Annotated in this window: 12 protein-coding genes; 10 read left to right on the top strand and 2 right to left on the bottom strand. The window is 70.9% G+C overall.

The genetic code is table 11. The features are described from left to right. Positions 1-30 precede the first annotated feature (30 nt). Positions 31-414, top strand: coding sequence for a YciI family protein (locus AB0M80_RS33185; RefSeq protein WP_364572835.1), 384 nt, complete (start codon positions 31-33; stop codon positions 412-414). Continuing rightward, complete coding sequence (locus tag AB0M80_RS33180) at positions 411-1,649, top strand: DUF6596 domain-containing protein (RefSeq protein WP_364572833.1); 1,239 nt, start codon at positions 411-413, stop codon at positions 1,647-1,649. The genes AB0M80_RS33185 and AB0M80_RS33180 overlap by 4 nt, the downstream gene beginning before the upstream one ends. 39 nt (positions 1,650-1,688) lie before the next feature. On the opposite strand, the gene AB0M80_RS33175 is transcribed toward AB0M80_RS33180, so the two are convergent. Together AB0M80_RS33175 and AB0M80_RS33170 are read right to left on the bottom strand one after the other, a co-directional pair. Further along, positions 1,689-2,387, bottom strand: a complete 699-nt coding sequence (locus tag AB0M80_RS33175) for a winged helix-turn-helix transcriptional regulator (RefSeq protein WP_364572831.1) — start codon at positions 2,385-2,387, stop codon at positions 1,689-1,691. 69 nt (positions 2,388-2,456) lie between these two features. Next, the gene (locus AB0M80_RS33170) at positions 2,457-3,263 is read right to left on the bottom strand and encodes an AfsR/SARP family transcriptional regulator (protein ID WP_364572829.1); all 807 of its coding nucleotides are present in this window, start codon (positions 3,261-3,263) and stop codon (positions 2,457-2,459) included. Positions 3,264-3,756: 493 nt separating this feature from the next. Here AB0M80_RS33170 and AB0M80_RS33165 point away from each other — a divergent pair, with 493 nt between their 5' ends. The 8 genes from AB0M80_RS33165 to AB0M80_RS33130 all read left to right on the top strand — a co-directional run bounded on the left by AB0M80_RS33165 (position 3,757) and on the right by AB0M80_RS33130 (position 13,066). Further along, positions 3,757-4,662 carry an AraC family transcriptional regulator gene (locus AB0M80_RS33165; protein WP_364572827.1) on the top strand — a complete coding sequence of 302 codons (906 nt, stop codon included), beginning with the start codon at positions 3,757-3,759 and terminating at the stop codon, positions 4,660-4,662. A 29-nt stretch (positions 4,663-4,691) separates the two neighbouring features. After that, a complete protein-coding gene (locus AB0M80_RS33160) occupies positions 4,692-5,687 on the top strand; it encodes a DUF1702 family protein (RefSeq protein WP_364572825.1) in 996 nt (331 codons plus the stop codon). A gap of 112 nt (positions 5,688-5,799) precedes the next feature. Beyond that, entirely contained in the window at positions 5,800-6,783 is a 984-nt protein-coding gene (locus AB0M80_RS33155; RefSeq protein WP_364572823.1) for a DUF1702 family protein, read from the top strand. Beyond that, entirely contained in the window at positions 6,780-8,753 is a 1,974-nt protein-coding gene (locus AB0M80_RS33150; RefSeq protein ID WP_364572821.1) for a CRTAC1 family protein, read from the top strand. The genes AB0M80_RS33155 and AB0M80_RS33150 overlap by 4 nt, the downstream gene beginning before the upstream one ends. Before the next feature lie 4 nt (positions 8,754-8,757). Further along, on the top strand, positions 8,758-9,756 hold the full coding sequence (locus AB0M80_RS33145) for an enediyne biosynthesis protein (protein WP_364572819.1): 999 nt from the start codon (positions 8,758-8,760) through the stop codon (positions 9,754-9,756). Between the two features lie 56 nt (positions 9,757-9,812). Continuing rightward, the gene (locus tag AB0M80_RS33140; protein WP_364572817.1) at positions 9,813-10,370 is read left to right on the top strand and encodes a DUF5987 family protein; all 558 of its coding nucleotides are present in this window, start codon (positions 9,813-9,815) and stop codon (positions 10,368-10,370) included. Continuing rightward, complete coding sequence (locus tag AB0M80_RS33135; RefSeq protein WP_364572815.1) at positions 10,367-12,019, top strand: GMC family oxidoreductase; 1,653 nt, start codon at positions 10,367-10,369, stop codon at positions 12,017-12,019. Before AB0M80_RS33140 ends, AB0M80_RS33135 begins: the two co-directional genes overlap by 4 nt. A gap of 252 nt (positions 12,020-12,271) precedes the next feature. Then, positions 12,272-13,066 carry a TIGR03084 family metal-binding protein gene (locus tag AB0M80_RS33130; RefSeq protein WP_364572813.1) on the top strand — a complete coding sequence of 265 codons (795 nt, stop codon included), beginning with the start codon at positions 12,272-12,274 and terminating at the stop codon, positions 13,064-13,066. The last annotated feature ends 29 nt before the right edge of the window (positions 13,067-13,095 follow it).

Below are 13,095 nucleotides of genomic sequence, written 5' to 3'. Positions count from 1 at the left end.
GCGGCGAGGGTGGCTGAAGGGAGCCCGGACGTGAAGTACCTGCTGGCGATGTACCTGAACCCCGACGTGATGGCGAAGCTGTCCGAGGAGGACATGAACGCCATCATGACCGGGCACCAGGAGTTCATCCGCACCATCCGGGAAACCGGCGAGATGATCAGCACCCAGGCGCTCGGCGCGGTCGCCGACAGCAGCGTCGTGCGGGTGCGCGGGGGCCTGCCGGCCGTCACCGACGGCCCGTTCCTGGAGTCGAAGGAGTTCCTGGCCGGCTACTACCTCGTGGAGTGCGCGAGCAAGGAACGCGCCGTCGAGCTCGCGGGGATGATCCCGGACGCCGCCGTCGAAGGGCTCGGCATCGAGGTCCGCGAGGTGGTCTTCTTCGCCGACGCCGAATCCGAAGTGCCCATGGCGTGACCGCAGTCGCGGAAGTGCTGCGGCCGCTCGTGCCGCAGGTGCTGGGCGTGCTGGTCCGCCGGTACGGCCAGTTCGACGCGTGCGAGGACGCGGTCCAGGAGGCGCTGCTGGCGGCCAGCGAGCAGTGGCCGGCCGACGGCGTCCCGGACAACCCGCGCAGCTGGCTGATCACGGTCGCGACCCGGCGGCTCACCGACCACTGGCGCAGCGAGAGCGCGCGACGGCGGCGTGAGGAGTCGGTCGCCGTGCGGGAGCCGGTGACGGTCGTCGCCGGGCCGGGCGAGGAGCAGCCCGCCGCCGAAGACGACACGCTGTCGCTGCTGTTCCTGTGCTGCCACCCGGCGGTTTCGCCGCCGTCGCAGGTCGCACTGACGCTGCGCGCGGTCGGCGGCCTGACCACGGCCCAGATCGCGAGCGCCTTCCTGGTGCCCGAGGCGACCATGACGCGGCGCATCACGCGCGCGAAGGAGAGCATCGCCGCCGCGGGGTCGGCCTTCAGCGAGCCGTCGCCGGACGACTTCCCGGCGCGGCTGCGGGTGGTGCTCCAGGTGCTGTACCTGATCTTCAACGAGGGGTACACGGCGACGTCGGGGGAGAACCTGCTGCGCGTCGAGCTGGCCACGGAGGCGATCCGGCTGACCCGCGCGGTGCACGCGCTGATCCCCGGCGAGGGCGAGGTCGCGGGCCTGCTGGCGCTGATGCTCCTGACCGACGCCCGCCGGGAGGCCCGCACCGGCCCGGACGGCGAGCTGGTGCCGCTCCCGGAGCAGGACCGCGGCCGCTGGGACGCGGCGATGATCGAGGAGGGCGTCTCGCTGGTGCGCTCGACGCTGGGCCGGGGCCCGGTGGGGCCGTACCAGGTCCAGGCGGCGATCGCGGCCCTGCACGACGAGGCACCCGGCACCGACGAGACCGACTGGCCGCAGATCGTCGAGCTGTACGGCGTGCTCGGCGAGCTCATGCCGGGTCCGGTGGTGACGGTGAACCTGGCCGTGGCTCTCGCCCAGGTGGCGGGCCCCGACGCCGGGCTGGCGGTGCTGGACGGGATCGACGCCAAGCTGGACGTCGGCCGCCGGGCGGACGCGGTCCGGGCGCACCTGCTGGAGCGCGCGGGCCGCCCGGCGGACGCGCGCGAGCACTACCTGCGGGCGGCGAAGCGGACGGAGAGCGGCCCCGAACGGCGGTATCTCGAGGCGCGGGCGGCGCGGGTCGGGGTGGCGCAGGCGGAGTCCTGACCGGGCCGGACCTGCCGGAGGGGCAGGCCCGGCACCGGTTCAGTGGACCGCGATGCCGCTCGCCGGCTCCGGGGCCGCCGGGACGTGGAACAGCTGCGCGAACAGCTCCAGGTCCGCCGCTTCGCCTTCGATGGCGAGCTTGCCCGAGCGGATCGCCGCCGCCGCGCTGAGCTGGCCGCTCATCAGGTCCAGCAGCGCGGCGTTGTGGCCGGTCCGGATCACCAGCTCCGCCCCGGGGAACCGACCTTCGCCGACCTTGACCGCGCCGTCCTCGACGAGGGCGTGCACCGTCATGCGGTCGTCGTAGCGGATCTCGAAGTTGATCTGCACGCCTTCGGCGCTCTCGGGGCGGAACGTCGTGTACAGGGACAGGATGGCCGCGTCGAGGGTGACCACGTCGTCGGCCGCCGGCTTGTTCAGCGAGCGGGCGCCCCACAGGCCGAGGTCGAGCACGATGTGGTCGAGCTCGCTGCCGTACTGGGTCAGCTCGTAGACCAGGCCCGCGTCGAGCTCGGCGCGGACGCGGCGGCGGATCACGCCGGTGGCCTCCAGGTCGTTGAGCCGGGCGGACAGGATGGACGGCGGGATCTTCGGCAGGCCGGCCTGCAGCTCGTCGTACCGCTTGGCGCCGAGCACCAGGTCACGGATGATCAGCAGCGACCAGCGCTCACCGATGAGCTCGAGCGCGCGGGCGACGCCGCAGAACTGGCCGTAGGCACGGGTGTGCGGAGTGGGCATCGAACGTTCCTCACTTCTTCTCGGGCGATGCGACGGCCCGGCGGGAGCCGGGGACGTGGTCGGGGCGGCTCACCGGTGGTCGCCTTCGGAAATCAGCTCTCGGTGCAGGGACTGCAGGTCGTCACAGGGTTCGACACCCAGCTCGCCGGCCAGCCGCGTGCGGAGCTTGCGGTAGACGGCCATCGCGTCGGACCGCCTGCCGCTGCGGCCGAGCGCCCGCATCAGCTGTCCGTGCAGGGTTTCGTCCAGGGGACTGCCGGTGGTCAGCGAACGCAGCTCGCCGATCAGCTCGCGGTGCCGCCCGCTGACGATCTCCGCTTCGATCCGCAGGTGCAGGACGCTGCGCCGCAGTTCGAGCAGCTCGGTCCGGTACGCGGACAGCACCGGTCCACAGTGGATGTTCGCCAGCGGCGGCCCGGACCAGAGGTCGAGCGCGGCGCGGCAGGCGTCGGCGGCCCCGGCGTGGTCGCCGGCTCCCTGGCGCTCGTGGCTCAGCTGCTGCAGCCGGACGAACCGGTGGATGTCCACTTGGGACGGATCGATGTTGAAGGTGTAGCCGGACTGCCTGGTGACCAGCAGTTTCTCGGCGTCTTCCGCGAGGTCGTTCTGCATGATGCAGCGACGCAGGTGGTAGACGTAGGTGTGCAAAGTGGTCCGCACCGTGCGGGGTGGGTTGTCGGACCACAGCTCCCGGATCAGGGTGTCGATGTGTACCATCTTGCCCGGACGCATCACGAGCACGGCGAGCAGCGCCAGCACCTTCGGCGCGCTCGGGGCGTAGTCGACGCCGTCGCGCAGCACTTCCAGCGGCCCCAGCACGCTGAAGTGGACGCCGCCGTCGGCCGGCTCGTCGGTTCGCTGCTGTTCGGAGTACATGGCTGGCCTCCAGCATCGTCAAGGCGTCCTCGCGCTCCCCAGGTCGTGCCGCGCGGGTCGGTGGACGGCCGAACTCCGGGCTTCTATCCGAATGTGACAGAGCGTCGTCCCGGCGGCCAGTGAACGGCCCACCGGACCCGGCGTGCGTTCGTCCTGCCCCCGCATGCGTTTCGCAGGTCTCGGGGGTGCGCGGCGCACCCGCCGCCGTCGAGTGGAACCCGTCGCCCACCGGGCGGCGGTCTCCCCGGATCGGACCAAACGCGCGTCCCGCGGGACCGCTGCCGATCATGGTGGCGGGCGTCCGGCACACCGAACCCGGGCGTTCCGCACGCGGCGGTCCGGGTGGACCACCCGCCCACGACCGGGTGTCCCGCGGACGGGTGAACCGGGCCGCCGGTGTCCTCCATCGCTCGTCAATCGATCTCCGAGACACGGCGTCTTCCCTGGCACGAGGAGAAGGAGAACTTCCACCAGGGGATTTGAGGTTGGACTGATGATGTTGCGATCGATTGCGGCTGTCGGACACGGCAGCGAGTTCGACGCTCCAGCCCGCGAGCCGGCGCTCGAGAGAGTGGACAAGTCGGTCCGGCCCGCGGTGCTGCAGGCCATTTCGTCGATCCGGGAGCGGTACTTCGAACCGATCACGCTCGCCGACCTGGCGTCCGAGGTGTTCGTCAGCCGGTTCCACTTCTCCCGGATGTTCGCCGACGCCACCGGGGTGACGCCTGGCCGCTTCCTCACCGCCGTGCGGCTCTTCGAGGCGAAGCGGCTGCTGCTGACGACGTCGCTGAACGTCTCCGACATCGTGTGCAGCGTCGGCTACAGCAGTGTCGGCACGTTCACCAGCCGGTTCTCGCGGGCGGTCGGGATGACGCCGACGCAGTACCGGGAACCGCAGGTCGCCGAGTTGCTCGTGGCGATCTCCCCGACGCTGCGGCGGCTTCCGCCGTTGCGGACGCTGCGCGCGGCCGGCCGCAACTGCGCGTCGCTGCAGGTGGGTACCGGCGAGCTGGCGATCCAGCTGGACCTGCCCGGTGGCGCGGCCCCCGCGGACACGCTGGTCGGGCTGTTCGCCGACCCGGTGCCCCAGTGTGGCCCGGTCGCCTTCACCGGCATGGCGAACATGAACTCGGGCGAGCTGACCATCCACGGCGCGCCGTCCGGCCAGTGGACGGCGATCGCGGTCGCGCAGCACCAGCCGGGCGCCGCCGGGCCGCAGTTCTCGATCGCCTATTCGACCGTGCACGTGGCGCCGCACGGCCGGTCCGCCACCCGGATCGGGCTGCGCGCGCCGGCACCGACCGACGCACCGATCGCGATCACGCTCGCGTCGAAGCAGTCGCCGTTCACCCAGCGCATGCTCGCCGCGGCGCGGCCGCACCTGCGCGCTGTCGCCTGATCCGCCGCCGAACAAGGGACCAAGACACGATGTCCACCGTAATCGGAGTTCTGCGCAAGCGGCTTCTCGCTCCTTCGCTCGCTTCGGTCGGCTTCGCCGAACGCGGCTTCCCGGTCACCCACACCGACGCGACGGCCCGGCTGGAGGCGGTGCCGCAGGCGGTCATCTGCGGGTTCGAATGGGCCATCGAAGGCGCGTCGCTGTGGGAGGTCGAGCGCCGGCTCGCCCTGATCGAGCCGGAGCAGCGCGGGTTCGCCTACGAGGGCGCGACGATGGGCTACACCATCCTCGACGCGATGCCCGGCGGCGGCCGCGACCGCACGCGGGAACTGCTGGAGGGGCCGGCGCGCCCGTACATCTTCCTGACCTACATCGGGATCGGCTTCGCGATGGCGCGGCTGCCGCGGCCGCTGTGGAAGAACATCCTGCCGGAGCTGACCGACGTGGCCTACCACCCGACGATGAGCTGGCTCGCCGTCGACGGCTACGGCTTCGACCGGGCCTACTTCGACACGGAGAAGTGGGTCGGTGAGCAGGCCGAGCCGGTGCCCTACCCGTGGGCCGGCCGCCCGGAGTACTTCGCCCGCGCCTTCGACCAGGGGGTCGGCCGGGCGCTCTGGTTCATCCACGGCGGGAACCCCACCGCGGCGGCCGCCGCGGTGGGGCGGTTCGCCGAACACCGCCGGGCGGACCTGTGGAGCGGGGTCGGGCTCGCCTCGACCTTCGCCGGTGGAGCCGACCAGCGCGGGCTGGGGATCCTGCGCCGCGCGGCGGGTGAGTACTACGACGAACTGGCCCTGGGCGTGGTCTTCGCGGTCAAGGCGCGGACCTACGCCGCCTACGTACCCACGCACACCCACCTCGCGGCCGAGGTCCTCACCGGCCTGTCCGTGCAGGCGCTGCGGGAGATCTCCGACCGGACCGAAGCCGCCGGTGGCGACGACGGATCGCTGCCGCTGTACGAGGTCTGGCGCGAGCGGATCCGGGCGGAATTCCGGCCCGAAGCGCGCCGGGCAGCGAGCTGAACCGCCAGGTCCGCCGGCTCGCCGGCAAACGTGGAGTAGAGCTTCCGGTGCGGAATCTGTGACCGTGGAACCATTCGGCAAAGAAATATGCTACCCGTAAGGGGGAAGTGCGTTGGGCGACGGCTGGCGCGCGCTGAGGCGCCGCATCCTGACACCGGACGTCTCCGAGACGTCGCTGGACAAGCGTGGTTTCCACAAGAAGAGCCCGCAGGCTCAGGAATTGCTGGAGACGGTGGGGGAGAAGTTCCTGCTCGGCTACGCACACGCCGTCGAAGCGCGAACCCCCGCCCAGTGCGAGGAATGGCTCGGTCGCATTCCGGAACAGTTCCGCGGATTCGCCTACGAAGGCGCGGGAATGGGCTACGCGATGCTCGACGGGCTGCCGTTCGGCGGCCGCCGGCACATCGAGGACTTCGTCGCGGGCCCGGGCGGCACGCAGCAGCACTACATCATCCTGGTCGGCGTCGGCTGGGCGATGGCGCGGCTGCCGCGGTTCGCCTGGCCGAAGGCGGAGCGGTTCGACCCGCTGCTGCGCTGGCTGGTGCTCGACGGCTACGGCTTCCACCAGGCGTACTTCAAGACCGAGAAGTACGTGCGGCAGCAGTACCAGGAGCGGGACTTCCCGTGGCCGTCCCGGCAGTACAGGGGCTACTCGCTGCGGGCCATGGACCAGGGCATCGGCCGCGCGCTGTGGTTCATCTGCGGCACGGACGTCGACCTGGTGACGAAGACCATCGCCGGGTTCGACCCGTCCCGTCACGGTGACCTGTACGCCGGCGTCGGCCTGGCGTCGACGTACGCGTGCGGTGTCGACGAAGCCGAGCTGACCGAGCTCGCCCGCCGCGCGGGCAAGCACCGCGGGCAGCTCGCGCAGGGCAGCGCCTTCGCGGCCGACGCCCGGGTGCGTGCCGGCTTGCTGATCCCCCAGACCGAGGTCGCCACGCGGGCGATCTGCGGGCTGCCCGCCGAGCGCGCGGCGGCGATCACCCAGGAAGTGCGCCCGGCGGAGGTCGTCGACGGCGAGCTCCCGGCATTCGAGGCCTGGCGGCAGCGGATCGCCGGTGAAGTGCTGACCCACGGAGGAGTGAACAAATGACCGCGACCACACGCTGGCTGCGTCGGCAGCTCGCGGGCCTCGTGGCGATCGCGCTGGTGCTGACGTTGTTCTTCGTCGCGCGCCTGCCGAGCGTCTCGGCCGCCGAGCAGGACCAGCTGGCAGGCAAGTTCCAGTTCACCCCGATGACCATCGCGTTGCCGGCGGCGGCGAAGTCGCAGTACGTCCGGACGCTGAACAAGCAGTACGAGCACATCTCGGCGTGGATGTCCTCGACCGGCGCCGCCATCGCGATGAACGACCTCGACGGCGACGGCCTGGCCAACGACCTCTGCCTCGTCGACCCGCGCAGCGACCAGGTCGTCGTCACGCCGGCGCCGGGGAAGGGCCAGGAGCGCTACGCCCCGTTCGCCCTCGACCCGGCGCCGCTGCCGACGTGGCAGTACATGGCCCCGATGGGCTGCATCCCCGGTGACTTCAACGAAGACGGCCGGATGGACATCCTGGCCTACTACTGGGGCCGCACCCCGGTGGTGTTCCTGCAGAAGGCCGGCGCCACCAAGCTCGCCCCCGCCGCCTACGAGCCGGCCGAACTCGTGCCGGGCAGCAAGCGCGGCCCGGACGGGAAGTACAACGGCCCGCTGTGGAACAGCAACGCGGCCACCATCGGCGACTTCGACGGCGACGGGCACGTGGACGTCTTCGTCGGCAACTACTTCCCGGACAGCAAGGTCCTCGACCCGAACGCCGACGGCGGCATCACGATGAACCAGTCGATGTCGCACGCGAAGAACGGCGGCGGGAAGTACATCTTCCGCTGGACCGGGGCCACCGCGGGCACCCACCCGACGGCGTCGTTCGTGGACGCGTCGACGGGCATCCCCGAGGCCGCGCGCAGCGGGTGGACGCTGGGCGCGAGCGCCACCGACATCGACGCCGACGGCCTGCCCGAGCTCTACATCGCCAACGACTTCGGGCACGACCACCTGCTCTACAACAAGTCGCGGCCGGGGAGCGTGGAGTTCGGCGAGGTCACCGGGATCCGCGGGGTCACCGAACCGAAGTCGAAGGTGCTCGGCAACGACTCGTTCAAGGGCATGGGCGTCGACTTCGGCGACTTCAACCACGACGGGCTCTACGACATCTTCGTCAGCAACATCACGACCTCGTGGGGTGTCGAAGAATCGAACCTCCAGTTCGTCAACACCGCCAAGGACCTGACGGACCTGCGCAACCAGCTGAAGGACGGCGTGGCCCCCTTCCACGACGAAAGCGGCGACACGCGGACGGCGTGGTCGGGCTGGGGCTGGGACCCCAAGATCGAGGACTTCAACAACAGTGGTGACGTCCAGATCGCCCAGGCGACCGGGTTCATCAAGGGCCAGGTCAACCGCTGGCCGCAGCTGCAGGAGCTGGCGGTGGCCAACGACGGCATGACGTCCAACCCGTTCTGGTGGCCGAACGCCCGCCCGGGCGACGACCTCGCCGGCGACCAGACCCTGCACTTCTTCGTGAAGCGCTCGGACGGCACCTACGTCGATCTCGCGCCGAAGCTCGGCCTGGCCGTTCCGGTGCCCACCCGCGGCATCGGGGTCGGCGACGCGGACGGTGACGGCCTGCCGGAGTTCGCCGTCGCGCGGCAGTGGGAGCAGCCCGTCTTCTACCACAACGACAGCCCCAAGACCGGCAAGTTCCTGCAGCTGAAGCTGAGCACCGATGCCCCCGTGGCGCCGGGCCCCCTGCCGTCGGCCGGTTCGCCGGCGATCGGCGCCGAGGTCACGGTGACCACCGCGGACGGCAAGAAGTACGTGGGTCGCGTCGACGGCAGCAGCGGGCACGCCGGCCGCCGCAGCTTCGACGTCCAGATCGGGCTGGGCGAGCACGTCTCCGGCCCGCTGGCGGTGCACCTGCAGTGGCGGGACCGCACCGGGCAGCTGCGCACTCAGGACCTGAAGCTCGCACCGGGCTGCCACATGTACCAGCTCGGTACCCAGGCGAAGGAAGAGATGTGACGTCATGGCGACGCCCATAACGACCAAATTGGACACTGCACCGCCGAAGCGGACCAACAAGGTCATCACGGCCCTGCGCCGCTTCGCCATCTCGATCACGATCTTCAACATCCTCGGCTACACCGTGCTCGGCTTCGAGCAGCCGTGGCTGTACCCCTTCATCGCTGTGGGCACCGCGTACACCACGGAGATCCTGCTGGAGATCATCAACGCCAAGGTCACCAAGCGGGAGGTCCGCTTCCGCGGCAACGGGTTCCGGGGCCTGGTGGAGTTCCTGTTCCCCGCGCACATCAGCGGCCTGGCGCTGAACATGCTGACCTACGTCAACGACCACGTCTGGGCGATGATCTTCGGGGTCGTCGTCGCGGTCGGCGCCAAGTGGGTGCTGCAGGCGCCGGTGTACGGCCGGCTGCGGCACTACATGAACCCGTCGAACTTCGGCATCACCGTGATGCTGCTGGTGTTCCCGTGGGTCAACATGACGCCGCCGTACCACTTCTCGGAGAAGGTCGACACCTGGGTCGGCTGGCTGATCGTGGCGGTCATCCTGATCTCGGGCACGGTGCTCAACTCGCTGCTGACCGGCCGGATGTGGCTGATCGCGGGCTGGCTGTCGTTCTTCGTCGTCCAGGCGGTCCTGCGCGGCGTGCTCTTCGACACGGCCATCCCCGGCGCGCTGGCGATGGGCACGGGGATCGCGTTCGTGCTCTACACGAACTACATGGTGACCGACCCGGGCACGTCGCCGTCGAAGCCGGTTTCGCAGTTCGCCTTCGGGGCCGGGATCGCGATGATGTACGGGTTCTTCACCGCCGCGCACATCGCCTACGGGCTGTTCTTCGCCACCGCTTCGGTGTGCCTGATCCGCGGGATGTACCTGTGGGGCCTGCACTTCTCGAACAAGGCGCGGATCAAGTTCGAGGCCGAGCAGGCCGCGCAGACGGTGAAACTCGCCGCGGCGCCGCCCGCACCGGCCGGCGACGAAAAGCCCCTCGCGGCGTGAGTGCGGAGAGCGCCGACGGCGCTCTGCTTTGGACAGTCTGGTGAGGAGGTAGGCCGGTGGCAAGCGAAGAAGAGGTCCAGGTGCTGACCCTGGAGGCGTACGCCGACACGATCGTGCCGGGGGAGAAGCGGTTCCCCGAGGACCGCGCGGTGGCGGGTGCCGCACCGGGGCCCGGTGCGGTGGAGGCGGGCGCGCTGGATCTGCTCAACTACGACGCCACCGGCATCACCGCCGGCTTGCCGTACCTGGTGCAGTCGCTCAACGACCACGCGAAGTCGTACGCCGGTGAGGTCGAGCTGGAGATCGACACCGACGTCCCGCCGTTCGTCGCGTTGCCGTACGAGCACCGCCGGGCGCTGGTGACCCGGCTGACCAAGCCGGGGCACCCGGAGAAGGAGGGGTGGGTGAGCCTGGCCCTGTTCTGCAACATGGCCTACGACACCGCCCCCCACCGGCACACCGCGGAGGCGCTGGCGGCCGGGCACCCCGGTCTGCTCGCACTCGGCTACCGGCCCCCGGACGCCGACGGGCTGTGGCGGTTCCCGAAGTTCTCCTACGGCCGCAAGCTGGCCGATCTCCATCCCGACACCACACCTTCGGGGAGCCCCGCATGAGCGCGATCGAGAAGACCGACGTCGTCATCGTCGGGAGCGGCTTCGGCGGTTCGATCCCGGCGTACCACCTCGCGGCGGGTGGTGCGAAGGTGGTCGTGCTCGAACGCGGGCCGTGGCTGGCCGCGGAGGACTTCGACCACGACTACCTGCTGGGTTCGTCGTACACGCGGGTGTTCGACTTCGTCGCCGGTGAAGGGATGAGCGTGCTCGGCGGCAACTGCGTCGGGGGCGGCAGCGTCGTGTACTTCGCCGCGATGCCGCGGGCGCCGAAGTTCGTCTTCGACCGCCACGGCAGCATCGGCCGCCGCATGTGGCCGGCGGAGATCAGCCGGGACTCACTCGAGCCGTGGTACGACCGGGTGGACGAGTCGATCCCGGTGTCCAAGCAGGACTGGACGGACGTCTCGTACGCGGGCGGGCTGTGGGCCGCGGCCTGCAACCACTCGGGCCGCACGGCGAACCCGGCCCCGGTGGCGGTGGACAACGACCGGTGCACCAACTGCAACTTCCAGATGGCGGGCTGCCGGTTCGACGCGAAGCGGTCGATGCTGACGAACTACCTCCCGGCCGCGCTGGCGCACGGCGCGCAGATCCGGCCGCTGCACGAGGTGGAGCGGCTGGAGCGGACGGAGGACGGCGGCTACCGCGTCCACTTCGACCTGATCGACGAAGAGGACTACCGGATCCACACCGGCTCCGGTGTGATCGAGGCGAAGATCGTCATCATCGCCGCGGGGGCCGGCGCGACGCCGGTGATCCTGCAGCGCTCCGAGGCGGCGCTGGGCACGATGCCGCACGGCGTCGGCCGGTACTTCTCCGGCAACGGCGAGCGGCTGAACACCGCGATCATCGACGAGGACCGCGTGCGCGAGGTGCTCGGGCTGTCCCGTGAGGACGGTGCCGTCTACGCGGCCAACCACATCGGCAAGGGCCCGACGGTGGCGAACTGGGACAAGCTCGACGGCTCGCTGCCCGAGTACGAGCGGTACTCGCTGGAGCAGCTGTACTTCCCGCCCGGCCTCGGCACGATCCTCGCCCAGGCCCCCGGCGGCGAGGAGCCCCGGTGGTTCGGCGCGGAGAAGAAGGAAATCCTCAAGCAGTGGTCCAACTGGCTGACGATCTTCCTGATGACCGAGGACGACAACGAGGGCGTCTTCGGGACCCCGCCGCCCACCGGCAACGCGTACCGCATCTCGCAGCAGATGCTGGGCCGCGGGCCGTTGCGCTACGAGCCGACGGCGAACACCCTGCGCGGGTGGGCACTGGCGGACGCGGACTGCAAGGCGATCATCGAGAAGGACGGCCTGGCGAAGGTCGCGCCGTGGACCAACGACGTCGTCGGCGCGTACACCGTGCACCCGCTGGCGTCCTGCCGCATCGGTGACGATCCGGCGACGTCCGCCCTGCACCCCAGCCACGAGCTGCGCGACCACGAGGGCATCTTCGTGACCGACAGCGCGTCGGTGCCCGGGGCGCTGACGGTGAACCCGGCCATGACGATCGCCGCGCTGGCCGAGCGGGCCGTGCCCGGCATCGTCCGGGCGCTGCAGGACCGCGGCGTCGACGTCAAGTACGGCGCCCCGGCCCCCGACGGATCCATCACCGGCCGCCGCGCGGTGTCCAAACTGGACCTGGTGGCCGGCAACTGAGCACCTGGACGACCGGCCTGGCGCCATTGCCAGGCAAGAGAAGGCTCCGATCGCCGCGGCACGTGACGATCGGAAGGCAGATCGGGCGCCGGAACTTCGCAGCCCCGGGACAACCGACCCCGAGTCCGGGTTTGGCCGTCGCTCCGGCGCACCCGATCCGCCGTCCCGCGATGGCCGCGGTGGCGGTACCCCCGCCCCGCGGCCATCGCGGGCGCACCCCAGGACTTATCCGATGTTCGAAAGGACGGCAAGGTGACTGACACGACGGGCGTGATCGCCGACTTGACCGCCGAGGCCGACGTGGTCGACGAGCTCGTGGCGCGCCTCGCCGAAGCGGAGTGGGAGACCCCGACCCCCGCGCCGGGCTGGCGGATCCGGGAGCAGATCGCCCACCTCACGTTCATCCTCCGCATCGCCGGGCTGGCCGCAGCCCAGCCGGAAACCTTCGTCGCGATGACGAAGTCGCTGACCGGCGGGCTCGACGCTGCCGTCAACGCGGCGCTGAAGGAGTTCGAGCACGACCCGGCCGAGGTGCTGCTGAACCGGTGGCGGGCCGAGCGGGACACCGCCATCAAGGCGCTCGCCGCGGTGCCGGGCGACCAGCTCGTGCCGTGGCTGGTGAACCCGCTGCCGCCCTACGTCCTCGCCTGCGCCGGGATGATGGAGCTGTTCGGGCACGGCCAGGACATCGCCGACGCGCTCGGCGTCCGGCCCACCCGCACCGACCGGTTGCGCCACCTCGTCGGGTTCGCCGTCCGCGTCCGCGACTTCGGCTACCAGGCGCGGAACCTCACGCCGCCGGACGTCGAGTTCCGGTTCGAGATCACCGGTCCGTCGGGGGCGCGGTGGACGTTCGGGCCGGAGGACTCGCCGGAGCGGGTCACCGGCAGCGCCGAAGACTTCTGCCTGCTGGTCACCCGGCGCCGGCACCGCGACGACCTCGACCTGCGGGCCGAGGGTGCGCTGGCCGACGGGTGGCTCGACATCGCGCAGGCCTATCGCGGCCCGGCCGGCGAAGGCCGGGCGCCGGGGCAGTTCGCCGACTGAGCGGCGTCTGTCCACTGTGGAATCAAGGT

It is taken from the genome of Amycolatopsis sp. NPDC051045 (assembly GCF_040682955.1).
Taxonomy (GTDB): Bacteria; Actinomycetota; Actinomycetes; order Mycobacteriales; family Pseudonocardiaceae; genus Amycolatopsis.
The sequence above is the reverse complement of the archived record's forward strand: the minus strand, read 5'-3'. Positions and strand labels throughout refer to the sequence as shown.